This window comes from Chryseobacterium sp. D764 (assembly GCF_019317325.1).
Lineage (GTDB): Bacteria > Bacteroidota > Bacteroidia > Flavobacteriales > Weeksellaceae > Chryseobacterium.
On record NZ_CP079219.1, the window covers coordinates 2,207,382 to 2,233,345 of the forward strand.

Genomic DNA, 25,964 nt, shown 5'->3' on the forward strand with positions numbered 1-25,964 from the left:
AATAAAAATTAGAAATAAGAAAAATAAAACTTAGTATAAGAATCAAAATAACTATGAGACGGTCTTTTACTTTTAGTGGAACTATTGTTCGTAATTCAAAGATCATTACTATAAAACACAACAAAAGAGACAATAGTGTCAAATCTATTGGAATAGGTAACCACTTAAGAGACCCCGAAAAAACAAAAATAAAATAAATGAATACTTTAAAAAATGTAAACTTGTCTGTAAATAATGACATACTTCTTAATTATATTTGTTTTTTAATCAAAATTAAATTTGTTTCTCGTCTATAAAGAATCATTAGTTTCTGAAATTTTGTATGAATTAAATACTAGTATTATATTAAAAACAGAAGCAGAAATCGTGAAAAACACTAACGACATATATGCGTCTGAAAAAATTAAATATCCTGTCAAAATCATTATGAAACCTAAAATTGCATTCAATAATTGAAGTTTCATAAGCAACTTTTGTTTGCCTCTTATATAATAGATTGAACTTAGGGGAGTGGCGATAAATTCAAAAAATAAAAAAATTGAAATAACTTGTGAATACTCACCAGCCACATACCATTGCTTACCAAAAACCCAACTAAATAAAATTTTACTTGTTAAAAATAGGAATAAATATGCAGGTAGTGAAAGAAATATTAGCTTCTTCAATGTAGAAAAGTATAAGTCTTTACAGTTTCCTTTTATCCTGATTGCATCTATTGCCTCATTTCTAAAAACATTACTGATTGCACTCGTAATTACAATATTCGGAATTCTTATTATCCTATTTGCCATAGAAAAAAAACCTACTACGGTGGTGCTGTATAGTAAAGAAAATATAATCGGTATAAATTGCTGGCTAGCCACTAAAGACAAATCCGAAAATGTCATATATTTTGGAAAAGAAGAGTATTTCAGTGCTACACCCTTCACTTCATTTTGTTTCATAACATTTTCTACTATTTTATTTTCAGTCAATATATGATAGAAAATACCAACCAAAATACCAACCATTAGGGATAATATAAGTCCAGATTTTACATGGAAAAAGCCTAATATTAAACTAACTAATGTGGTACTTATGATTTGTAAAGTAGTAGCTATCGTAATGGTTTTATATGCCTTTTGTCTTTGTTTCCAATAATTTAATGCTGAAAAAACAGCAACGGAAAAAATATAAAAAGGAGCCAGATAATATACGTTTTGGGATAAAAATAAATCTTTATCTAAAACTTTCAATATATATTTCGAAAGTATGATCAGTAATAAATAAATAAAAGAAACTACAGATCCGATAATTACAATCAATTTAATGATTTTATACGAATCTTCTTTTGATTTCGGCAACCCTACTGCTAATTCATATCTTCCTGTAGAAACAACAGCTAAAAAAGCAGTAACGCTCGTAAATATTGCCAAATTTCCAAAAGATTCTACCGGATAAATTCTAGATAAAAACGGAGAGGCCAGAATAACTAAAATTTGTCCAATTATAGTCCCTGAAGCCAGTGTTGTGACTCCCTTAAAAAAATTATCTTTGAATAGACGTAAAAGTTTCTCTCGCAAAATATCAGTTTAAAGTTTTTGGAATATTCCTTAATTGATCATCTATTTTTAGAATGTATTTAACCAGCTACTAAATATATAATTACTTAATATTATAAATCCTTTCGATAATATCCACCACTTTCAAGCCTTCTAAAGCATTAGTAGTGATGGTATTTCTGCCTTTTAATACATCCACTACATTTTCTATGATATAATGATGGTTTGCTGCAGATCCTTTATAAGCACCATAATCATTTCCAGGATTTGTTGGAGCTAATTCCGGCATTACATAGTCTTTTATATTACAGACTTCTACTTTGTCCATATACTGCCCACCGATTTTCACAGCTCCATGTTCTGCAATGATTGTCATTGAACTTTCAAGGTTTTGATTCCAAACAGAAGTAGAATAATTTAAGGAACCCATTCCTCCGTCTACAAAATCAAAGCTGACGAAACCTGAATCTTCAAAATCAGTAAGCGTTTCATGATTAAAATCTGCAAATTTCGCCTGAATATTGGTAATATCTCCGAATAACCAATACATGATATCTATAAAGTGAGAAAACTGCGTGAATAAAGTTCCGCCATCCAGTTCTTTCTTTCCGTGCCATGATTCCGGTTTGTAATATCGGTCATCACGATTCCAGTAGCAATTAAGCTGAACCATAAATATTTTTCCCAGTTTTCCGCTCTCTACCATTTCTTTTACCCAGACAGAAGGTGGCGAGTATCTGTTTTGCATCACTGCAAAAACTTGTTTATGTTTATGCAACGCCTGAAAAATAAGTTTTTCAGCATGCTGTTTCTTCAGCGCCATTGGTTTTTCTACCACAACATGCTTTCCTGCATCTATCACTTTATAAGACTGTTCAAAATGGAATCCGTTTGGAGAAGCGATATTAATAACATCCACTTCGATTCCGGAAGCTAAAAATTCATCCAGTGATGCAAAAAAGGGAACGTCATAATTTTCAATTCCCAATACTGATTTATCTTTAACATCAATCAGTCCTACCAACTCACATTCATCATTTCTTGAGATCATTTCGGCGTGTCTTTTTCCGATATGCCCGCAGCCTACTACTGCAAATTTTATTTTTTCACTCATTTGTATGTTTTTAAATTTTTGAAACTTTGTTATTTTCTAATTTGTATTTTTCTCCACTTTCTTCACAAACGGCAATATTTTCTGCATCAAATTGAAGTCTTTGCCCAAATTCGCTCATCCATCCCATCTGTCTGGCAGGGTTTCCTACTACCAATGCATAATCCGGTACTTCTTTTGTAACCACAGCTCCTGCTCCAATAAAAGCAAACTGACCTATATTATGGCCACAGACAATAGTTGCATTGGCTCCTATAGACGCTCCTTTCCCAACATGGGTCTTCAGGTATTCATTTTTTCTGTTTACAGCACTCCTGGGGTTTATTACGTTGGTAAAAACCATTGAAGGTCCTAAAAAGACATCATCATCACAGGTTACTCCTTCATAGATAGAAACATTATTCTGAACTTTCACATTCTGTCCTAAAACTACTTGAGGGGAAATGACAACATTTTGACCAATATTACATTTTTCGCCCAAAATGCAACCTGTCATAAGATGTGAAAAGTGCCAAATTTTGGTTCCTTTTCCTATTTGACATCCTTCGTCAATAACCGCCGTTTCGTGTGCAAAAAAATCTGACATATCTGCTTTATATTAATTAAAATAATTCTTAATTTCTGTAACAATAACATCCAATACTTCCTGATCAAATTCTGTATGCACAGGAAGGGAAATCACTTCGGTACAAAGTTGCTCCGTAACAGGAAGACTAAAACCTTCTTCTACATATTGAAGAAAGGCTTCTTGTTTGTAGAGGGGTAAGGGGTAATATATCATACTTGGAATATTCTTTTCTGCCAAGTATTTTTGTAGTTCATCTCTTTTCCCATTTTTCACTCTAAGGGTATACTGATGGAATACATGGGTAGAGTTTTCAGCTCTTTTGGGTGTTTGAATTTCGGCAATACCTGCAAGATTCTCATCATAATAATCAGCCATTCTGTTTCTGGCGGCTGAGTATTCGTCCAAATGTTTTAGCTTAACTTTTAAAACGGCTGCCTGAAGTGTATCCAATCTTGAATTACAGCCTAAAACTTTGTGGTAATATTTCTTTTCCTGACCATGGTTGGCTATCATTCTGATTTTTGAAGCCAGGTTATCATCATTCGTCATTAAGGCACCTCCATCACCATAACATCCAAGATTTTTTGACGGAAAAAATGAGGTACATCCGATATGGCCGATAGTCCCTGTTTTTTTTACAGTTCCATCAGAAAAAGTATAGTCAGACCCAATTGCCTGAGCATTATCTTCTATTACAAAAAGATTGTGTGTTTTTGCAAATTCAAGAATCTTCTCCATATTGGCACTTTGCCCATATAAATGAACCGGAACAATGGCTTTGGTATTGGGTGTCAGATATTTTTGTAAATCTTCCAGCTCAATATCAAAAGTATCTTCGTTTACATCTACCATTACCGGTTTTAGTCCTAAAAGACCAATAACTTCAGCAGTAGCTACATAAGTGAAAGCCGGGCAGATGATTTCGTCACCAGGCTGCAGATCAAGCGCCATCATGGCAATTTGAAGAGCATCTGTTCCATTAGCACAGGGAATAACATGTTTTACCCCCAAATATTTTTCAAAATCCTGTTGAAATTCTTTTACAGCAGGACCGTTAATAAATGCTGTATTGTCTATACATTCCTGAATACCGGCATCTACGTCTTCTTTTATTTTCAGGTATTGACCTTTAAGGTCAACCATTTGAATTTTCATATCTTTAGTTTTTTGAGTGCACGTAGAGGTGCATATTTTAATTCACGATAAGCTCACTGATCTTATTACCTATAGAAAGGCAGGAAGTGGCTGCCGGAGAGGGTGCATTTCTAACGTGAATGATATTTCCGTTTTTCACGATATCAAAATCATCAATTAATCCTCCATTTCTGTCGCAAGCCTGAGCTCTTACCCCTGAACCTCCTGCTACAAGATCACTTTCCTGTATTTCCGGTAACAGTTTTTGCAGGGCTTTTGTAAATGCGGATTTGGAAAGTGAACGATGCATTTCTCCCATTCCTGTTTTTCCATATTTTGCTACAATTTTCCTAAACCCCGGCCATAGCATAGTCTGCATTGTTTCGGTGAAATTGAAATCGAAAAAATGGTATCCTTCCTTTTTGAAAGCCAGCACAGCATTAGGGCCAGCTTCGATATTACCATCAATCATTCTGGTAAAGTGCACTCCAAGGAATGGAAAACTAGGGTCAGGAACCGGGTAAATAAGATGTTTTACCAAATATTTTTTTTCATCCTTAATTTTATAATATTCTCCTCTAAACGGAATAATGACCACATCGTTTTTTTCGTTGGTCATTTTGGTGATCTTATCAGAATAGAGTCCTGCACAGGAAATCAGCTTTTTGGTTTTGAATTCGGAAATATTGGTGTTTACAATAATTTCAGATCCTTTATCAATGATGTTTTTTACTTCATTATTAAATCTTACTTCTCCTCCTAATTCCTCAAAAAGTTCTTTTATTTTTTTTGCTATTCCCGGATAGTCAATAATTCCGGTTTGTGGTACTTTGATTGCTTTGACGCCCTCACAATGGGGTTCAATTTCTCGAAATTCTTCTCTTGAAAGGTATTTTAAATCCTGCAGACCGTTTTCAACTCCTCTTTTATAAATATTATCCAAGAGGGGTAATTCTTCCTGTGAAGTAGCTACGATTATTTTACCGCAAAGGTCATATCTTATTCCATATTTCTCGGCAAAATTAATTACCGAGTTATATCCTTCGATACAGTTTTTTGCTTTAAGGCTGCCTGGTTTATAATAAATCCCACTGTGGATTACTCCACTGTTGTGTCCCGATTGGTGTAATGCCACATCATTTTCTTTTTCCAAAATTAAAATTTTAGAATCAGGATTTTTCAGCTTAGTCTGATAGGCTGTAGACAATCCTACCAAACCTGCACCAATGATTATAATATCATAGTTCATGATCTGTTACAGTCTTGCATCTACCAGATTTCTGTCTAAACATGCTTTGGTATCAAAAACCACAGCATTTTCTTTTTTAAGTTGATCCAGATCCATTTCCAGGAACTCATTATGAGATACTGCAATAACTAAAGAATCATACTTTTTATCTTCCTGAAGAGCATCCAGAATATCAATTCCATATTCATGTTTCACTTCCTCTTTGCTAGCCCATGGATCATAAATATCCACATTTACTCCGTAATCAGCAAGTTCTCTATAAATATCAACAACTTTAGTATTTCTGACATCCGGACAGTTTTCTTTGAATGTAACTCCTAAAATCAAGGCGTTAGAATTTTTGATCACTCCACCTTTTGCAATAAGAAGTTTCACTACTTTGGCTGCAACAAACTTTGCAATAGAATCGTTTACACGTCTTCCTGATAAAATAACATCCGGATGATACCCTAATTGCTCTGCCTTGTGTGCAAGGTAATAAGGATCTACGGAGATACAATGTCCTCCTACTAATCCCGGTTTATATTTAAGGAAATTATATTTTGTACCAGCAGCTTCCAATACATCATTGGTATCGATTCCTACTCTATCGAAAATTAAAGCTAATTCGTTCACAAAAGAAATATTAACATCTCTTTGTGCATTTTCAATAGCTTTTGAGGCTTCTGCTACTTTAATGCTGGGTGCTTTATGGGTTCCAGCGGTAATGATTTTCTTATATAGATTATCTACTTCTTCGGCAATTTTTTCCGTAGAGCCTGAAGTTACTTTTTTAACACTGGTAAGGGTATTTACTTTATCTCCCGGATTAATTCTTTCCGGAGAGTACCCTACAAAAAAGTCTTCATTAAACTGAAGTCCCGAATATTTTTCAAGAACCGGTACACATTCTTCTTCTGTACATCCAGGAAAAACGGTAGATTCATAAATAATAATATCTCCTTTTTTGATAATTTCGCCCAACATTTTTGAGGCAGAAATCAGTGGATTCAAATCCGGAGCGTTATATCTATCAATAGGGGTAGGAACTGTTACAATGAATACATTAGCTTCAGAAATATCAGACAACAGGCTTGTTGCCTTATAGCCTAAAGAGCCATTAGATTCATTATATTTTTTCAGTCCGTTATTTAATTTATCAACATCTGCTTCAAGCGTTATATCCTTTCCTTCATTAAGCTGATCAACACGCTGCGTATTAATATCAAATCCAAAGACAGGATAGTGATCTGCAAATTCAAGAGATAAAGGAAGGCCTACATAACCCTGGCCTATAACCGCTATTTTATATGTTGTTGTCATTAACTAAGTTTATTTTTTATTTTTTGAAACCAAGATTGTTCTGTATGTTGGTTATAACCATAACCATATTTGTTGCTGTATCCTAAATTTTCTCTGCTTACGTCATTAAGTACAAATCCAACATTTTTGATTTTTTTCTGATCAATATTGCTATTTGCAAATTCTAATAATGCCTTTTCTGTGTATTTAGATCTGGATACATAAATTGTGACATCAGAAAGTTCAGCAATAAGGAATGTGTCTGTAACAAGAAGCAACGGTGCAGTATCCAAGATTATATACTCATATTTATCTTTCAACTCGCTCAGAAGGATTTCATAACGGCCGTTGGATAATAATTCTGTTGGATTCGGAGGAATCATTCCTGAATAAATTACATCCAGATAAGGATTAAAAGATGATACATGAATGATATCTTCAAGTTTAGTATTGTCATTATAAAGATATTCTGTAAGTCCGGTAAGTCCCTTTCTTGCAGGGTTATATCTTTGAAGTTGAGGATTTCTGATATCGGATCCTATGATAATTGCTTTTTTCTTAGGATTGGCCAATGTTAAAGCTAAGTTGACAGATGTAAAGGTTTTTCCTTCTCCTTTTACTGTTGAAGTAACAAATACAACTTTCCCTTTTTTCTCTTTTGAAAGCATGAAGTTCATATTGGTAATAAGAATTCTAAATGCTTCCGCCATAGGAGTAATATCATTCATTTTTACTATTTCAGAATCTCCACTTTCAAGACTTGGTAATTCTGCAATAATAGGAGCATGTATAAGCTTTTCAAGATCATGTTTAGTAATAACTTTATTATTAAATAACTGTAACATATAAATAATAATAAAAGGAACTAACAACCCTAGAAATAGTGAAGCAAATAAGATAGCTTGGGTCTTAGGAGCAATAGGATTTGCAAAAGCATAAGCCTCATCAATCACTCTTGCTTTTGGCGCTGTAATAGATTGCGCAACAGCAGTTTCTTCTCTTTTCTGTAATAATAATAAGTATAAGTTTTCTTTAATTTGCTGCTGTCTTTCTATTCCCCTAAATATTTTTTCCATAGAAGGAATTCTCGCTATTTTCCCAGTTACTTTATTTTGCTCTCCTACATATTCATTTCTGGCAAGTTCTAATCCCGTTTTATTTCTTTGCAAACTTTGAACAACTGAACCGCGCATTGCATTTATTTGTTTACTAGTCTCGACAACTATAGGGTTTTCTGTAGTTGCAGATTCCAGTAATCTCGCTCTCTGCAATATTAATTGGTTATAGGATGTAATCCCTGAAATAGCTTCGGGATTATTTAATCCAATATTTATTGGTAAAACCTGGTATTGTCCTTGCTTCGACATGAAGGAAAGTAAAGAATTTGTCAATTCTATTTGAGCATCAAGCTCCAGCTGCTTACCACGAGCTGTTGCAGAACTTTCAAGATCTATTTTAGCTTCTGTTTCAAGATCGGTAAGATTATTTTTTGATTTAAAACTTTCTTTTTCATTCTCAACCTGTCCCAGTTCTACTGAAAGTTTTCTTACTCTGTCTTCAATAAAATCCAATGTCTTCTTAGACTCTTGGTTTTTATCCAGGATAGCATCGTTATTATAAGCAACAACTAATGAATTAAGAATGTCTTCTGCTTTTGAAATTACCGGGTAATTCATTGAAAGTTTAAGAACGGTAGCTTCTTTGTTTGCCAAATTTACACTAAGAGCTCCTCTTAATGAATTAACCTTTGCTTCAACTGATGATATGATTAATTCTAAGTTCTTTTTATCAACTGTTGGTGATGCTTTTGGGTTATATCCTGTATTTTTAGTAATGATAATATTAGCAAAAGGAAGACTTATCATTCTTCCATAACCAGAAACAACATCTTTTTTCAGCCCTTCATAATGTATTGAAATTTCTTCTCCTTTTAATTCTACATTAATAAGGTTATTGGCGCTTTTAGATACTTTTTCATTTACAACTTTTACTTCAATAGGAGAAGATTCTTTATAAAGCTCAGCACGACTTACTTTTCCTTTAACAATGATATTGGTCTGAAGATTTTTATTGACAACTACATCCCTCATCAGTTTTTTTGATTTCAGGACTTCAATCTCATTAGAAATACTATTAGTTTTCATTCCTCCCAATCCTGATAAATCAGAAAGAACTCCCAAATCATTATTTGAAGAAGAATTTTTAGAATCTTTTATAAGTAATGTAGTTTCTACATAATAGACCGGGGTCATAAATTTTATTGCAAAATAACCTATCGCTAATGCTACCATGGCACAAAAAATAAACCATGGCCATCTCCTTAAATAAGGTTTGATTATTTCACTAAAATTAATTTTGCTTGAATTTTTTTCTTCTTCGGAAAATTGTGACGTTCGCTGGTTATCCATCAATTTTATTTCTTATTAAATAAACTTACTACTACGGCAACTGCTGTAACCGCAATAGAAATGGCGGTCAGATAAAGTCCAGTGTTGGGGTTCTGTTTTGCTATAACATCTTTTGTATTGTTGGAAGAAACAATAATAGCATCTCCTTGTTTCAGATTATAGTATGGAGAGTTAATTAAATTAGCATCCTGAAGATTAATACGTCCGTGAGAAACGACACCATTTTCTGTTCTGACAACTAATATATCTTCTCTTTTACCATACTGAGTCAAATCACCAGCTAACCCTAATGCATTTAAAATAGTTGCCTGTCCATTTGCAATAGTGTAGTCACCCTGTCTATTTACTTCTCCCAGTACAGTAACCTTAAAATTCGAGAGTCTCACATTAATTGTTGGATTAATAACATATTTCGTCATTTTTTCCCTTAAATCATCTTTAAAAGTTGTCAAACTTTTATTTGATGTATTCAGTTTTCCCAATATTGGAAAATCAATATCTCCATTGGCATCTACAATATATGTTGGACCAGACAGTATTGTTGCTCCTTGATTAGGAGTATTCCCTCCTGCTATAGCATTTGTCTGGATAAGTTCTGATGAAGAATAATTCTGATTAAAAGGCTTTACAACATCCATATCCTTTGCCGTGATCAGAATAATCAGCTGATCACCTGCCTGGATTGTATTTGCTGAATTTTTAGCAGAGGCATTGATTGCAACCTGTTCTATATTCTGCATATAATTTAAATCATTCTTAGCATTGGGATTGACTTTACAGGAAATCACTAAAGAGGACACCAAGATTACTGCTAATATTTTTCCTTTCATTCTATTGTTAAATTATGCAAATATACATTTATATTTTTTCTATTTATCCAGGGCCTCATAGATAGAATTATTGCTTCGGAATTCCGGCACTATTGTTTTAAGAATCCTTACTACTTCCACTTTATCTCTTCTGAGGGAAGCTTTAGTAATTTGTCTAGTAAGTGTATCTATTTCTTCGAATCCCGTAGAAGGGTCTTTAGAGATCATAATTTTGTCATTATGAGTAGGAAGTGTTTTCGCATCATCACTCAAAAGTTCTTCATAAAGCTTCTCCCCAGGCCTTAATCCTGTATAAATGATCTTAATATCAATATTAGGTTCGAATCCTGATAATTTGATCATTCTTTTGGCAAGATCGAGAATTTTAACAGGTTCGCCCATATCAAAGACAAAAATTTCACCTCCTTCTCCCATTGTTCCAGCCTGAAGTACAAGTTCACATGCTTCCGGAATCGTCATGAAATATCTTACAATTTCCGGGTGAGTGATGGTTACCGGACCTCCTGCTTCAATTTGTTTTTTAAAATGAGGAATCACAGAACCATTGGATCCTAATACGTTTCCAAATCTTGTTGTAATAAACTTGGTAACATTACCCTCAACATTTTGAAGTGACTGTACAAAAAGCTCAGCAGCTCGTTTGGAAGCTCCCATAACATTGGTGGGATTTACAGCTTTATCTGTAGATACCATTACGAACCTGTTTACTTTATACTTGCTGGATAATTTTGCGACAATCTTTGAACCTAATATGTTAACAAAAATCGCTTCATGCGGATTTTCTTCTACCAAAGGAACATGCTTATAAGCAGCAGCATGGTAGACCATTGAGAAGTTATATGTTTGGAACAAGGATTCCATTCTGTGATGATTAGAAACATCTCCTAAAACAAATTTGAAAGCAATATGAGGATACTTATCTCTCATTTCGAGTTCAATTTCATAAAGAGGGGTCTCTGCCTGATCCAGAATGACAATTAAAGAAGGGTTAAAGTTAGCAACCTGTCTTACAATTTCACTTCCTATGGATCCTGCTCCTCCAGTTACTAATACTGTTTTATCAAAATGCCTGCTCTTAACTTTTTCGTTCTGAATTTTGATAGGTTTTCTATTTAACAAGTCTTCAATTTGAAGATTTCTGATAGATCCTCCCAAATCACTGTCTCTCAATTTTTGTACTGAAGGCGCTTTAAAGACATTAAGATCTTTCTCTAAAAACAAATTCACCCATGTATTCATCTCATCTCTGGCCATCATCTCTTTTACAATAAGAATTCCATCAATAATAAGATCTTCTTTCGTGTTTTCTTCTATTTTTTGTTTTCCGTAGATGGGCTTTCCAAGTAGAGATGCCCTTTTAGAATCTGTTCTTTGAGTTAAAAAGCCCACTACCTGATAAGGCAGACTTGGATTATCAAGAATCGCACGTGCAATTGCAATGGATTGTTCATCAATCCCCAGCACCAAAATTCTTTTTTTCAATGCACTTCTTCTGTATTCCCTTACAATATGGAAAAACTCTTTCACATAGAGTCTGAAAAGGAATAATCCCATAAATGAAATTACAAAATAAAGCATCAGATAAGGAGTAAGTATAAACTTAGCTCCTGTAGTCCAGAAATAAAGAATATTGATAGTTCCAATAGCCAGCATTGTACAAAAGCAGGATATCAGAAGCTTAAATAAATCTATAAATGTTGAATGGCGGATAATTCCGGCATACGTCTTGAAGAGATACATAAAAACAGTATTCGCCAGAATAATAAAAGCAAAGATTAAGCTTTTATCTTCATGGTATATAAATTCCTGCTTGGTAATTTTTTCGATAATGTAAGTGGAAAGAAATAAAGATATAACCAGAATAATAATGTCTATTACAAGAATTATCCATCTAGGAAGGTATCTTACGTCTGAGAGATTGACAACATTATCCCCTCCAAATATTGTTTTTCTAAGAGAATCGTACATTGTCTATATTGGTGTTCATATTTAATTAAAATTGTAATATCTGATCATCTGATCAAAGATAATTCTGATACAATCATGCAAAAATAAAATAATTTTATTTCAATATGTTGAAATCAAAAATAAATTTGATGTTATATTTATGAAATCTAATAATTCCATTACGATACAGCTAAGCTCACAGACAAAAATCATACCATATAAAGTCTTATAAAGGTGATATTTATCTGTAAAAAGTCTTTATTTCAGCTGTTTCATGTTTTAAATCATCATTAAATCTTTATGTATCAATCTCTTTCAATGAACTGATTGTTTTTTTGTTAAAAGTCATATTTCAAGTTTTTTTAAATTCATTAATATATTATTCAAAAATATCAATTATTTTCTCATATTCAAAACCTTTACTCATCAAATATTTTATAGTTTTGGTTTTTTTTTGATATTCTTTCAAACCATTTTGTTTAGAATAATACCCTTCGAAAATTTTTCTGATAGTCTTTTCATAATCAGAATCATCTATCTCATCAAAGCACGAATTGATCAGTCTTTCTGAAACCTGTTTTTGCTTCAGATTCATTTTTATTTTGGTCTTACCCCAGTGTTTGATGTAAAATTTGCCTCTGATATAGCTTCTTGTAAACCTTTCTTCATTCAGATAGTTTTCTTTCAGGAGGTATAAAATAATTTCTTCTTTAGCTTCATCAATAAGCAGAAACTCTCTCATCTTCTGTTCCACTTCTGCATGACAGCGGTCCTGGTAAACACAGTAATTGACCAGTTTCTGTTTGATTTCCTCAAAAGTATAAGATTTCTTTTCCATTTGAATAAAAAAAGAATGAGCAGTTGCCCATTCTTTATATGATATTGAAATGCCTGTTAGTAGTTAAACAAAGCTTTTCCTTCCATTAATTCGTTAACTTTCTTTCTTACAGAGGTAAGAACTTCTTCATTTTTGATATTGTCTACCACTTCAGAAATCAATCCTGCAATAGTATCCATATCATTTTCTTTCAATCCTCTTGTTGTAATTGCTGCTGTTCCTAATCTGATACCAGATGTTGTGAATGGAGACTTATCATCAAAAGGAACCATATTTTTGTTGCAGGTAATATCAGCAAGTACTAATGCTTTTTCTGTTTCTTTACCATTCACGCCCTTGTTTCTAAGGTCTACCAACATTAAGTGGTTATCTGTACCTCCACTTACGATATCAAATCCTCTGTCGATCATCGCTTTTGATAGTGCCTGAGCATTGGATTTAACTTGTTTTGCATATGTTTCGAAATGTCCGTCCAAAGCTTCACCGAAAGCGACTGCTTTACCAGCGATAACATGCTCAAGCGGCCCTCCCTGAATACCTGGGAATACAGCTCCGTCTAATACCTGGCTCATCATTTTGATTTCTCCTTTTGGAGTTTTGTGGCCATATGTATTTTCAAAATCTTTACCCATCATGATCATCCCTCCTCTTGGACCTCTCAGGGTTTTGTGAGTAGTGGTAGTTACTACATGACAGTGCTCAAATGGTGAGTTTAATAATCCTTTTGCTACTAAGCCAGCCGGGTGAGCAATATCTGCCCAAAGGGTAGCTCCTATTTCATCTGCCACTTCTCTGAATTTAGCATAATCCAAATCTCTTGAATACGCTGAGAAACCAGCAATAAGCATTTTTGGTTTTTCTCTTAAGGCAATTTCTCTCATCTGGTCATAGTCAATAAGACCTGTTTCCTGTTGAACTCCATAAGAAACCACATTATATTGGATGCCTGAAAAATTCACTGCAGAACCGTGAGTAAGGTGTCCTCCCATCGAAAGGTCCATCCCCATGATTTTATCACCAGGTTTCAAAACTGCAAGATAAATGGCTGCATTCGCCTGAGAACCGGAATGTGGCTGAACATTCACATAGTCTACTCCGAAAAGTTCTTTTGCTCTGTTGATAGCCAATGTTTCAACCTCATCTACAACTTCACATCCTCCGTAATATCTTTTTCCGGGATATCCTTCAGCATATTTATTTGTCAGTACACTTCCCATTGCTTTCATCACGTTTTCAGAAACAAAGTTTTCTGATGCGATAAGCTCTAATCCGTGAGTTTGTCTTTGTCTTTCCTTTTCAATCAGGTCGAAAATAATATCCATTTTACTTTTAGTTTTTGAAATTTCCACCCCAAATGTACGGAATTTTCATTGAGATTTCTCTATTGAAAAAATGATTTTAGACACTAAAAAATGAAAAAACCTGTCAATAAATCTAATATTATGATCCTTTCAACCTGATCAAAAATTCTTTAAAATTCTTCGTCTGCAAGTTCTTTATTAACCACAGCACCTGCAAAATTCCCCTGTGCAACAGCATTAGCTACGGAACGCATCATCGTTACATTGTCTCCACAGGCAAAAACTCCGGGAACATTTGTTTTCTGCATCATATCTACTTTAATAAATCCCTGTTCTGTAAGCTCACATCCCAGATCATCGGACACATTAAGATTTTGTTCAAAAGGAATTTTAGCATATAAAGCCTGTAAAGAAACTTCTTTTCCGTTTTTAAAAATAATTTTTTGAATAGATCCATTTTCATGTTTGATCTCTTCAATTTCATCTTCATTCAGCATGATTTTATTCTGCTTTAGCTTTTCAGTTTGTTCATTAGTAAGAACAGCTTTTCCATTGGTAAACAGAGTAAGATTTTTAGTCAGATTAAAAATCAGTTTTGAAAATTCGTAAGCCATTTCTCCATTGGAAAGAATTCCGGTAGTCTCGTTTTTCACTTCATAGCCATGACAGTACGGGCAATGTATAACAGAAATCCCCCAACATTCTGCAAACCCTGGAATATCCGGCATTACATCCTTCACTCCAGAAGCAAGGATGAGTTTTTTAGCATGGAATTTTTCATCAGATGAAGTTTCAATCTCGAAACCTTCGGTTGATTTTACTGTTTTCATAACGGTTCCGTTATAAAACCGGACCGTGTTGTATTTTTCTACATCTTCTTTTGCCAGCTTTGTAATTTCTGCAGGCGTTTTGCCATCATGAGTAACAAAATTATGGGAATGAGGAGTCTGCCTGTTACAAGGCTTTCCGTTATCAATAATCAGGACATTTCTTAAAGATCTTCCTAATGACATTCCTGCTGATAATCCTGAATAGCTTCCTCCTATTATAATGACATCAAAGTTTTTGTTTTCCATAGTTCAGTTGATAGTTGATAGTTGATAGTTGATAGTTGATAGTTGATAGTTGATAGTTGATAGTTGATAGTTGATAGTTGATAGTTGATAGTTGATAGTACAAAGGTAAAATAAATTTCATTAACGCAACAAAGTTGCTATAATATTTTCTATCTATCCTTATGATATCCTAAACAAATGATCATGTACCAAAAAAACTATTTCCATTCATTTTTAGTTTCATCAATTTCATCCTGAATTCTTTTATTGATATCAATCTTTGCGCCTTGTAAACTGAAAATCGAAGTCCCTTTTTCTCTTGCATACGGATTGGTAATGGAATCTTTCAATTTTGCGACTTCAAAAAAAGAACCGGATTCTTCAAGTTCTTTTCCTGCTTCGGGAGCATCTTTGACCCTGATAACATTTTTATATTTTTTGCTTACATCTATCCAATTGATATAATCTGCATGAAATGACATCGCCACAATACCCGCTTTTGAATAATAATTAATTGCTCCTGCCTGGCCATAATTATCACACAGCACCATGGTATTTCCTGACTTTGACAGACGGGAATATTCTTTATCTACTTTCTGAGCCAATTCTTTCCAGCCTTGCATATCGGCAAAGTCTTGTGGCAAAGGATGGTCTTTTCCGTCTTCCCAGCGAAGCAGTCCGAATTTCTTATACTGATCCTGATGGGATTCGATATACTCAGGACTTTTATTGGGAAAGGCTACATTATATAAAGGAAGAAATAAAAGTACAGGAATAAGGATGCTGACGGGTTTCAGGAATCTCTTCCTCCCTTTTTCAAATAGATGACCAAGAAAAACGGATCCAAAAGCAATGTACACCGGATAGAGTCCAATTGCATAATAATCTTTTGCTTTAAAAAACAAAAACAAAGCAATTGTGATGATATAGCTCCAAAAGAAAAATCTGAATTTATCGAAAGGCTTATACAATAACAATGCTCCCCAGCCTGCAATAATTACAAAAACAACTCCAATGAAGAATAATAGCTGAGATTTCATAAAACCCATTCTATCTACATGCACAAGCTGTTTTTCAGAAAGTTCTTTCATATGATGAATGACCGGAAAATGATTCTGATACTGCCAGAGAAGGTTAGGAAAAATAATGATTAAAGCTAAAAGTGCGGCCAAATACACATGAGACTGCATAAAAATCTTCCTTTGCTCTGTCAGCAATAATGCAGGAATAAGCCCTAATAATGAAAAAGCAATATTGTATTTATTTAATATTCCTATTCCAAAAATGACAGCTCCAATATAAATCCATTTTACTTTTTCCGAATTAAAATATTTAATCAAAGCATAATAAAGGAACAACCACAGAAAAATTTCTAAAGATGTAGGCTGAAACAGCATATTTACCCGAAGAAGTACTGAAAATAATACTCCCAAAGAAGCCAGTATTTTAGCAAACAAACTTCCCTTGAGTTCTTCAACAACTTTCCATGTCAGCACAATTGTCAAAGCTCCAAACAGGGCTGGAAAAAATTTAATCCAAAATATGGAATTTCCAAGCATTTTAATTATCCAGGCCAGCCAGGAATTTACCGGAGGAACAGAGAGATATCCCCATGCGAGATGATTCGCCTGATCGAGATGCAGATATTCATCTCTGTGAAGTTCATACTCAGGGCTTATCAGTGAGTATTGGAGAGCAAACTTTGCAATGATAAAAAGTAAAAGAATCCAATAGTCTTTTTTCATGGGATATAGTTTGGAATTTAAAGGTAAGACAGTCTAAACCTCTATTTTGTTACACTTATGTTATTTCAAACCTATTATCAATAATTTCAGTTTTTATCTTCTGAATATTTTCAGACCAATACTTAATTTCTTCAATCTTCTTAGGACATTCTTCCAGATGAATCTTCTGACAAGCAGTTAAATATTCCTGATAGGTTTTCAATATAGTATTCAGGTATGTTTCGTAGTCTTTAGGATTTTTAGGAATATACCCTATTCCATCGCAACCACATGAATGAAAGCATTTTCCTGTTTTAAAAAGACTTTCTACAATCCTCCATTCTTTGACTGCTGTTTTTTTAGGAGCTTTAAAATCTTTCCCCAGATCAGCCATCACATTACTGCATTCAGGGCATTTTACCGTTCTGTTTTCAATATCTGAAACCATTTTTTCCAACTCCTTTGTTTCTGCTTTTGTGAAAACATGTCCTACTTTACGAATTGACTTCCCATTAGGGTTATGGTATATCTTTTCTTTTTCGATCCTTTGTATAATGTCATAGGCATCCGGCTGTTTAAATGATTTTCGGCATTTAAAACAGACATAATGTGATTTATAAGTTTTCCGTGCGTATCGACACATTTTTCATGGATTTATCTGATTCAAATATAGGAATTTACTCTTGCAAAAATTTTGATATAAAAAAAGAATCCCGGAGAAAAAAATTCCTCCGGGATTCACAGTTTAAAAGTGTATAGTGTAGTTTATTATTTTTTATTCGCTTTTTCTTTCAGCTCTTCTTTGTCTTTATCAGATGGATTCCAAACTTTTACTTCAGTGTCTTTTGTAATGTTTGATCCCGGAAGAATCTGAACGTTGATACCGTCACTTGCTCCCAATTTCAAGTATACTTTCTTGAATTTCCCGTCTTTTTGTTTCACTTCTACAAAAGGAACATCTTTACCTTGTTTCTTTTCATACTGAACTAAAGATTCATCCAATAATAAAGCATTTTTCTGAGAACTCAAAACAATTTCACCGTTTGCAGAAAAACCTGCTCTAATATACTCATTATTAGGATTAGTTACGTTTCCTTCTACCGGAAATTTAATAGTTCCGGCATTATCCTTTCCTTTAGGCGCGATCATGGTAAGTTTTCCTGGAAAAGTTTTGTTTTGTAAAGCACCGATTACGATATTCATATCCATGCCTTCGTTTAACTTTCCAGCTTGAGCTTCATCAATTTCACCTTTAAAAATCAAAACGTTCAGATCTGCCACTGAACAGATTGTAGTACCTGCGTTGAAGTTATTGGCTTCAATCACCTGGCTTCCTGCTTTTACAGGAACTTCAAGTACGGTACCTGAAGCTTTGGAACGAATTTCAGTGGTAGCTAAGCCCTGTCCTTTAAGTTCAGGAGTTGCTCCTGTTTTAGCGATCTGCAATCTTTTTTGAGCAGTATTCAATTGCTGTTGAGCATTTTTCAAAGTCTGCTGCTGAGAAAACAACTGCTGCTGAGAATTCAGGTATTCCTGTTTAGAAGCTACTCCCTGCTTGTATAATTTCTCCTGCATCTCAAACTGCTTCTGCATATTTCCTACATTCATCTGGGCGTTGCTGATCTGGATCTGTGCATTCTGAACTTCCTGCTGAGAAGCATTTACTTCAGAGATACTTGGGACAATTTTCACGGTAGCAATCAGCTGTCCTACCTCTACTTTATCTCCTTCTTTTACTAAGATTTTATCTATAATCCCTGCAATATTGGGTTTAATTTCAATTTCTTCTTTGGGAACAATTTTTCCTGTTGCCATTACTTTATCATCCATATTCTGAATAGTTGGCTTACGGGTCAAGAAAGCCTCCCCTTCTTTAGAATTTGATTTTATAAGATAGCCAAGCCCCGAGAACAATGCCACTGCAAATAAAAGCCCCAAGACAATATAAATGGCTTTTTTCCAGGTGAATTTCTTTTTCATATGTATAGTTTATTTTTTATTAAATAGATTGAATGATTAAAAATTAAAAGATGGATTCTGTACATTTATCAGCTGTTCATCTTGATTTTCAAATTAATTATTCTGTTCTTAATGCTTCAATAGGTCTGATTTTTACGGCTCTCTGCGCGGGGATCATCCCGATTATCAGTCCTAAAATCACCATTACGGCCATCGCAGCAAATACGTTTCCATAGTTGACTGTCGGATTATAGAATGGAAACGAATCCTGTCCCTGTGTAACGGCATTGAGAATCATCAGCACAAAAATCCCAGACATAAAACCTAGCAATCCCGAGGAAAGCGTAATCACAACACTTTCAAGCAAGATCTGATTTCTTACTTCTGACGGTTTTGCTCCCAATGCTCTTCTGATCCCGATTTCTTTGGTTCTTTCTTTTACCGTAATCAAAAGGATGTTTGAAATAGCAATTACTCCGGCAAGGATTGTCAGTGTTCCCACAATGATTGTTAATAACTGCATTCCCGTAAGGAAACCTGTCAGTTTTTTAAACTCTTTTCCGAGGTTGAAACTCCCGAAAGCATTGGTATCTTCAGGTGAAACTTTATTTTTTGTTTTCAACACCTGCTTTACATCTTCTTCTACAGAATTTACATTGGCATTAGGCTTACTTACAATTGCAAACATGTCTATCTGCTCTCCTGCATTATACATTTTTGTATAGGTAGAAAGTGGGATGAAAGCTGTTTGGTCATTTTCAAATCCGCCTCCTTTTTTTACCCGGAAAACTCCGATTACATTAAAGAACAACCCTTTAATATTGATTGATTTTCCAATTGGGTTTTCTTTTTTCTTGGCATCAAAGAAGTTTTTGTAAATTTCTTCTCCTATAACCACTACATTTTTATTTCCTGAAACATCGGCATCATTGATATAACGTCCGAAGATCAGTTTCTTTTCTGAAATTTTATTTCCCACAGAGTAGTCCCCGGTAAGCGAATACGTTCCATTCTTCCCGTTTCTAGACATCGCTTCCCCTGGTGTTCCTGTAAAGCTTCCTCTTGCATTTTGCGGCGATATATAATCTATGGCAGTTACTTTTCTTTTCAGCATTTCCATATCGTTTAAGTTCAGGTGAACTTCGCGACCTTTAGGAAATCCTTCATAAGGAATAGATGTCTTCTGTGCCCACAGGAATATTGAATTGGTAGCAAAACCGGAAAATAATTTATCAAAACCATTCTCCATCCCTTTTGCTGCTCCAAGAAGGCTTACATACAAAAACATCCCCCATCCTACGCCAATCATGGTAAGAAATGTTCGGAGTTTATTATTCCTCAGTGAGTAATAGATCTCCTGCCAAGTATCTTTTTTAAATATGATATTCACCTTGTTGAATTATAAGTTATAAATTATGAATTTGCTTCATTTCTTTTTTTACACTAATTACTCTGTTCTCAATGCTTCGATCGGTTTAATTCTTGAAGCCCTGTATGCTGGTACAAATCCTGCGATCAATCCTGAGAAAATCAAAGCAATGAATGCCATAATAATAGCTCCCCATCCAACGCTCGGACTTTTGATGAAATATTCTTCAAGACCATCACCAATAAGACTTAATGTCAAAACCCCAATTCCTACTCCAATAAGTCCGGATACCACTGTAATCACAACGCTTTCCTGAACAATCAGGCCTACAATTCCACTTGGTTTTGCGCCAATAGCTTTTCGTACTCCAATTTCTTTGGTTCTTTCTTTTACGATATACACCATAATGTTACTGATCCCAATAATTCCCGCAAGCAATGTACCCATACCAATAAACCCGACAATTGCTGTAAGAACTGCCATAAATGCAAATGTATCATTCATGTTTTTCGCATTGTTCCAGACCCTCACACCGTTTTCATCATCAGGAGAAACACTTTTTCTCGCTTTTAATTTATCTTTAAGCTCATCACCATACTTAATGGCCTGATCCGGAGTCAGTTTATCATCGTATGTGATATAGGCTATATTTACTGTATCAGATCCTTTCTTCATCTGCTGTAAAGTGGTAATCGGAACGGTAATATGTCTTTCATCCCTATCTCCTCCATCATCTGAAAAGACACCAATGACCTTATACATCGTCCCATTAATATCGAGCTCTTTTCCTACCGGGCTTCCATTTTTGATCAAATCCCGCTGAACCATTCTTCCAATGACTGCAACATTTAATTTTCTTTCCAAATCCATATCTGTCAGATACCTGCCATCAATAATCTTTCGGTTTTCAATGACTTGTTCCCCAGGTTGAGCTCCATTGATCTGATAAAGGCCACTTTCTTTTCCATATTTCACCATTAAATTGGCAGTATATCTGGGACTGGAAGGTCCAGCTTTCTTCTTATCTGCATTAATTAAAAAGTCATAATCTGAGTTATTCATTGTTATATTTCGATCAGACTGAAGGCCTTTATAAGCTAAAGATGCTTTTCCTGTAGAAAAAATAATAAGATTTTTAGCATCTCCCGCAAATCCTTCAGAGAATGCATTCTGAAGTCCTTTTCCAATTCCAAAAAGTACAATGAAAATAAACAGTCCCAAAGCTACTGTGAACCCTGAAAGCACCGTCCGAAGTACATTACTCCGGATAGAACTGAATATTTCCTGCCAACGATCTAGGTCAAACATTTTTTATTGGTATTAAAAGATTTAAAAATTTAAAGATTAAAAATTGAATCGTTAAATTTTCAAATTATCTCGTTTTCAAATTTTCAAATTCCTAAAGCACAATTTGCTTAATAAACTCATCACTTTCAATAATCCCGTCCTTCAGTATTACATTTCTTTTGGTTTGTGCAGCAACATCCGGTTCGTGGGTTACAACAATGATTGTTTTTCCTTCATTATTGATATCCTGAAGCAGTTTCATAATATCATGAGTGGTTTTGGAGTCCAATGCTCCCGTAGGCTCATCTGCCAGCACAACTTTTGGATTTGTTATCAATGCCCTTGCAATAGCTACTCTCTGTTTCTGCCCTCCGGAAAGTTCACTCGGAAGATGGTTTGCCCATTGTGCAAGACCTACTTTCTCCAGATATTCCATAGCTTTCAGATTTCGCTCTTTTCTCGGTACATTCTGATAGTAAAGAGGAAGTGCTACATTTTCCAAAGCTGTTTTATAATTGATAAGGTTAAAAGACTGAAAAATAAATCCCAAAAACTTACTTCTGTATTCTGCAGCTTTTACTTCTGACAAGTGTTCAATAGGAACCCCATCTAATTCATAGGTTCCTGAATCTTTTTCATCCAGAATACCAATAATATTAAGAAGTGTAGATTTTCCGGAACCGGAACTTCCCATAATAGAAACAAACTCGCCCTCAGAAATATTCAGATTAATTCCTTTGAGAACATGAAGTTTGCTTTTCCCTGTATCGTATGACTTATTTAAATCCTGAATTACTAACATTAAGTGATGTATGTTTTATACCCAATAAGTAGATGATATTTTCAAATTGTTACAAGAATAAAAATTTATTCAAATATTTTTTTGTTTAATGTTTTAAACCTTTATTAATAATAATTTACATACTTCTGTTTAACTGTAACTCTAGATTTCCATGTATTTATCCTCAAGATAGTGGTCTAGCCTATTATTCTAGCCCGTTTCATGTAAATGTGGAAAACTTTTCAGGCTAAAAGTCAGCCTATTAGTATTTACCCCTTTCAAAATCAGTTCTTTTTTTCGAACTTTGCTATTAGTTCTTTACAAGAAATATGATTTTGCGAAAGTGAATAACTTTATTTCACAACATGCAGAAAAACAAAAAGTTAAGTATTTCCGGAACGTTATCCACAGAGATCTAAATTATTTAATTATAAAGATATTTAATATGGGAATTTTTGATAAAAGAGTAAGCTATAAGCCATTTGAATACCCGGAGGTTCTTCAATTTGTAGAGGCAATCAACAAATCGTTCTGGGTGCATTCGGAAGTGGACTTTACTGCAGATGTTCAGGATTTTCATTCGCAGTTGGAACCACATGAAAAGCACGCTGTGAAAAATGCGCTGTTAGCCATTGCACAGATCGAGGTGTCTGTAAAGACATTCTGGGGGAATTTATACAACCACCTTCCAAAGCCGGAATTCAATGGATTAGGATCTACTTTTGCAGAATGCGAGTTTCGTCATTCTGAAGCATATTCCCGATTATTAGAGGTATTAGGATATAATGACGAATTCCTTAACGTTATCGAAATTCCTGCTGTAAAAGGAAGAATCGAGTTTTTAGGAAATGCTTTAAAGCATGCGAATTCTGCTACTCCGAAAGAATATGTTTCTGCTTTATTGTTATTCAGTATTTTAGTGGAAAATGTTTCTCTTTTCTCGCAGTTTGCCATCATCCTTTCTTTTACAAGATTCAAAGGGTTCATGAAAAATGTTTCCAATATTATTGCATGGACTTCAGTAGATGAACAAATTCACGCGAATGCAGGAATCTATCTGATCAACAAAATCCGTGAGGAACAACCTGACTTATTAACAGACAGCGATATTGAAGATATCTACACCTTGGTAGACGAATCTATCGCAAGAGAAGGAGATATTCTTAGCTGGATCTTTGAATTAGGAGAAATCGACAATGTTTCTAAGGAAGACCTGTTAAACTTCATGAAATACCGTGTGGATGACAGTTTGAAGAAAATCAACATGAAAACAAGATACAACATCACCCCTGAACAATACAAGCCAATGGTATGGTTCGAGGAGGAAGTTTTTGCCAATTCATTAGATGATTTCTTTGCAAAAAGACCTGTAGACTATACGAAGCACGATAAGAGTATTACAGCAAACGATTTGTTTTAATACAGAGGCGCGAGCGAAGCGAGCGTCAAAGCAGTCAGTATTAGGATGATCCTTTTCTGATTAATAAGTGGAATTGCTGTTCAATTAATAATAAAGCACAAGTACAGAAGAAATGATCAATGTAATAGTAAGCTATACGGTAAACCCCGAATTTGTTCCAAACAATAAAACCAATATCCAAAAGTTCCTGGAAGATTTCAAGAATTTAGATCCTTCCACCTTTGAATATAAAGTTTATCTAAAGGAAGATGGTGTTACTTTTGTACATTATTCAAACTACATCAACGAAGAAGTTCAGCATGAAGTTTTGAATGTTCCGTCTTTTAAAGAATTTCAGAGATTAAGAGATGAAAGCGGACTGAACGGTTCCCACAAAGTAGAAATTTTACAATCAATAATATAAAAAACAAAATTCCGGAGTGATTCTCTCATTCCGGAATTCGAAAATATAACATCTATGGAAGAGCAAAATTCAAATATATGGTGGCTCAATGAAGAGTCTGAGCAGATGCTGAACAGAGGATATCTGTTGAAAGGTGAAACGGTAGATGGTGCTATCGACAGAATTACCACTGCTGCTGCAAAAAGGTTATACAAACCTGAACTTCAACCGGCATTCAAAGAAATGATTACAAAAGGATGGATCAGTTTTTCTTCTCCTGTATGGGCAAATATGGGAACAGAAAGAGGTCTTCCTATCTCATGTTTCAACGCTCACATTCCGGACAGTATTGAAGGGATTACTCACAAAATGGGTGAAGTAATCATGCAGACTAAAATCGGAGGGGGTACTTCAGGATATTTTGGAGAATTGAGAAACAGAGGAACCGCTGTAACTGATAACGGAAAGTCTTCAGGAGCAGTTTCATTCATGAAGCTTTTTGATACGGCTATGGACGTTGTTTCACAAGGAGGAGTAAGAAGAGGTGCTTTTGCTGCTTACTTAGATATTGACCACGGAGATATAGAAGAATTTTTATCTATTAAAGATATTGGTAGCCCGATTCAGAACCTGTTTACCGGAGTATGTGTACCAGATTACTGGATGCAGGACATGATAGACGGTGATATGGAGAAACGTAAAGTTTGGGCAAGAGTATTGGAAAGCCGCCAGCAAAAAGGTCTTCCGTATATTTTCTTCACAGACAACGTAAACAGAAATAAACCTCAGGTTTATAAAGATTTAGGAATGACGGTGAATGCAAGTAACCTTTGTTCTGAAATCATGCTTCCATCTACTATGGAAGAATCTTTCATCTGCTGTCTGTCTTCCATGAACCTTGAACTGTATGATGAGTGGAAAGATACAGATGCTGTAAAATTAGCAGTATATTTCCTTGATGCTGTGTTATCCGAGTTTATTGATAAAACTGAAGGGAACTATTACCTACAGGGAGCAAGAAACTTTGCAATGCGTCACAGAGCTCTTGGATTAGGAGTTTTAGGATACCATTCTTATTTACAGAAAAATATGATTCCGTTTGAAAGCTTTGAGGCAACTCAGTTCAACGCAAGAGCATTCAGACATATTAAAGATCAGGCTGAGCAGGCTTCAAGAGAGCTTGCCAACATCTATGGAGAACCAGAAGTATTGAAAGGATACGGATTAAGAAATACCACAACAATGGCTATTGCTCCTACCACTTCAAGCTCTGCAATCTTAGGACAGACTTCTCCGGGAATTGAGCCTTTCTCTTCCAACTATTATAAAGCAGGTCTTGCTAAAGGAAACTTTATGCGTAAGAATAAATATCTTGCAAAATTATTGAAAGAAAAAGGATTGGATAACGAAGAAACATGGAGAACAATCATGCTCAACCATGGATCTGTACAGCACCTGAATGAGCTTACTCCTGAAGAAAAGGCAGTATTCAAAACATTCAAAGAAATTTCTCCAATGGAGATCATCTCTCAGGCAGCACAGAGACAGCAATACATTGACCAGGCACAGTCACTGAATCTTCAGATTCCTTCTACAATGCCTGTAAAAGATGTTAACTACCTTTATATTGAAGCTTGGAAAAAAGGAGTAAAAACACTTTACTACCAAAGAAGTTCATCTGTTTCAAAAGAAATGATGGTTAACTTCGTGTCATGTTCAAGCTGTGAAGCATAAGATCAAGTAATAAACACGCTATATTTAAAAAAGCACACTTTTTAG

Annotated in this window: 21 protein-coding genes; 3 read left to right on the plus strand and 18 right to left on the minus strand. The window is 34.7% G+C overall.

All coding sequences use genetic code 11. The annotated features are described in order from the left end of the window. Window positions 1-290: 290 nt before the first annotated feature. The 18 genes from KYG33_RS09925 to KYG33_RS10010 form a co-directional block, all read right to left on the minus strand. Window positions 291-1,562: a lipopolysaccharide biosynthesis protein gene (locus KYG33_RS09925; protein WP_219073161.1), complete on the minus strand. Its 1,272-nt coding sequence runs from the start codon at window positions 1,560-1,562 to the stop codon at window positions 291-293. 82 nt (window positions 1,563-1,644) lie between these two features. Further along, window positions 1,645-2,655 carry a Gfo/Idh/MocA family protein gene (locus KYG33_RS09930; RefSeq protein WP_219073162.1) on the minus strand — a complete coding sequence of 337 codons (1,011 nt, stop codon included), beginning with the start codon at window positions 2,653-2,655 and terminating at the stop codon, window positions 1,645-1,647. Window positions 2,656-2,665: 10 nt separating this feature from the next. Continuing rightward, window positions 2,666-3,238, minus strand: a complete 573-nt coding sequence (locus KYG33_RS09935) for an acyltransferase (protein WP_077419227.1) — start codon at window positions 3,236-3,238, stop codon at window positions 2,666-2,668. A 12-nt stretch (window positions 3,239-3,250) separates the two neighbouring features. Further along, a complete protein-coding gene (locus KYG33_RS09940) occupies window positions 3,251-4,375 on the minus strand; it encodes a DegT/DnrJ/EryC1/StrS family aminotransferase (RefSeq protein WP_219073163.1) in 1,125 nt (374 codons plus the stop codon). A gap of 37 nt (window positions 4,376-4,412) precedes the next feature. Continuing rightward, entirely contained in the window at window positions 4,413-5,603 is a 1,191-nt protein-coding gene (gene lhgO, locus KYG33_RS09945; protein ID WP_219073164.1) for an L-2-hydroxyglutarate oxidase, read from the minus strand. A 6-nt stretch (window positions 5,604-5,609) separates the two neighbouring features. After that, entirely contained in the window at window positions 5,610-6,905 is a 1,296-nt protein-coding gene (locus KYG33_RS09950; protein ID WP_219073165.1) for a nucleotide sugar dehydrogenase, read from the minus strand. Further along, window positions 6,905-9,292 carry a GumC family protein gene (locus tag KYG33_RS09955; RefSeq protein ID WP_077419223.1) on the minus strand — a complete coding sequence of 796 codons (2,388 nt, stop codon included), beginning with the start codon at window positions 9,290-9,292 and terminating at the stop codon, window positions 6,905-6,907. Before KYG33_RS09955 ends, KYG33_RS09950 begins: the two co-directional genes overlap by 1 nt. A 5-nt stretch (window positions 9,293-9,297) precedes the next feature. Beyond that, a complete protein-coding gene (locus tag KYG33_RS09960) occupies window positions 9,298-10,122 on the minus strand; it encodes a polysaccharide biosynthesis/export family protein (RefSeq protein ID WP_077419222.1) in 825 nt (274 codons plus the stop codon). A gap of 39 nt (window positions 10,123-10,161) precedes the next feature. Further along, entirely contained in the window at window positions 10,162-12,090 is a 1,929-nt protein-coding gene (locus KYG33_RS09965; RefSeq protein ID WP_077419221.1) for a polysaccharide biosynthesis protein, read from the minus strand. A gap of 358 nt (window positions 12,091-12,448) precedes the next feature. Further along, window positions 12,449-12,907: a regulatory protein RecX gene (locus KYG33_RS09970; protein WP_077419220.1), complete on the minus strand. Its 459-nt coding sequence runs from the start codon at window positions 12,905-12,907 to the stop codon at window positions 12,449-12,451. Between the two features lie 56 nt (window positions 12,908-12,963). Next, window positions 12,964-14,229 (minus strand): serine hydroxymethyltransferase, encoded by a 1,266-nt coding sequence (glyA, locus tag KYG33_RS09975; protein WP_077419219.1) that lies wholly within the window; start codon window positions 14,227-14,229, stop codon window positions 12,964-12,966. Window positions 14,230-14,378: 149 nt separating this feature from the next. Beyond that, entirely contained in the window at window positions 14,379-15,284 is a 906-nt protein-coding gene (locus tag KYG33_RS09980) for an NAD(P)/FAD-dependent oxidoreductase (RefSeq protein ID WP_219073166.1), read from the minus strand. 197 nt (window positions 15,285-15,481) lie between these two features. Then, window positions 15,482-17,008 carry an ArnT family glycosyltransferase gene (locus KYG33_RS09985; RefSeq protein WP_219073167.1) on the minus strand — a complete coding sequence of 509 codons (1,527 nt, stop codon included), beginning with the start codon at window positions 17,006-17,008 and terminating at the stop codon, window positions 15,482-15,484. Between the two features lie 55 nt (window positions 17,009-17,063). Continuing rightward, entirely contained in the window at window positions 17,064-17,630 is a 567-nt protein-coding gene (locus KYG33_RS09990) for a hypothetical protein (protein WP_077419216.1), read from the minus strand. A gap of 125 nt (window positions 17,631-17,755) precedes the next feature. Then, window positions 17,756-18,967 (minus strand): efflux RND transporter periplasmic adaptor subunit, encoded by a 1,212-nt coding sequence (locus KYG33_RS09995; protein WP_047386834.1) that lies wholly within the window; start codon window positions 18,965-18,967, stop codon window positions 17,756-17,758. A gap of 97 nt (window positions 18,968-19,064) precedes the next feature. Then, window positions 19,065-20,336, minus strand: coding sequence for an ABC transporter permease (locus KYG33_RS10000; protein ID WP_047386832.1), 1,272 nt, complete (start codon window positions 20,334-20,336; stop codon window positions 19,065-19,067). Window positions 20,337-20,393: 57 nt separating this feature from the next. Next, entirely contained in the window at window positions 20,394-21,623 is a 1,230-nt protein-coding gene (locus KYG33_RS10005) for an ABC transporter permease (protein ID WP_047386830.1), read from the minus strand. Between the two features lie 91 nt (window positions 21,624-21,714). Then, window positions 21,715-22,404, minus strand: coding sequence for an ABC transporter ATP-binding protein (locus KYG33_RS10010; protein ID WP_077419215.1), 690 nt, complete (start codon window positions 22,402-22,404; stop codon window positions 21,715-21,717). 424 nt (window positions 22,405-22,828) lie between these two features. On the opposite strand from KYG33_RS10010, the gene KYG33_RS10015 reads away from it, so the two are divergent. The 3 genes from KYG33_RS10015 to KYG33_RS10025 all read left to right on the plus strand — a co-directional run bounded on the left by KYG33_RS10015 (window position 22,829) and on the right by KYG33_RS10025 (window position 25,919). After that, on the plus strand, window positions 22,829-23,803 hold the full coding sequence (locus KYG33_RS10015; protein WP_047378790.1) for a ribonucleotide-diphosphate reductase subunit beta: 975 nt from the start codon (window positions 22,829-22,831) through the stop codon (window positions 23,801-23,803). A gap of 112 nt (window positions 23,804-23,915) precedes the next feature. Next, complete coding sequence (locus tag KYG33_RS10020) at window positions 23,916-24,206, plus strand: hypothetical protein (RefSeq protein ID WP_077419214.1); 291 nt, start codon at window positions 23,916-23,918, stop codon at window positions 24,204-24,206. Window positions 24,207-24,260: 54 nt separating this feature from the next. Continuing rightward, a complete protein-coding gene (locus tag KYG33_RS10025) occupies window positions 24,261-25,919 on the plus strand; it encodes a ribonucleoside-diphosphate reductase subunit alpha (RefSeq protein ID WP_047386822.1) in 1,659 nt (552 codons plus the stop codon). Window positions 25,920-25,964 lie beyond the last annotated feature (45 nt).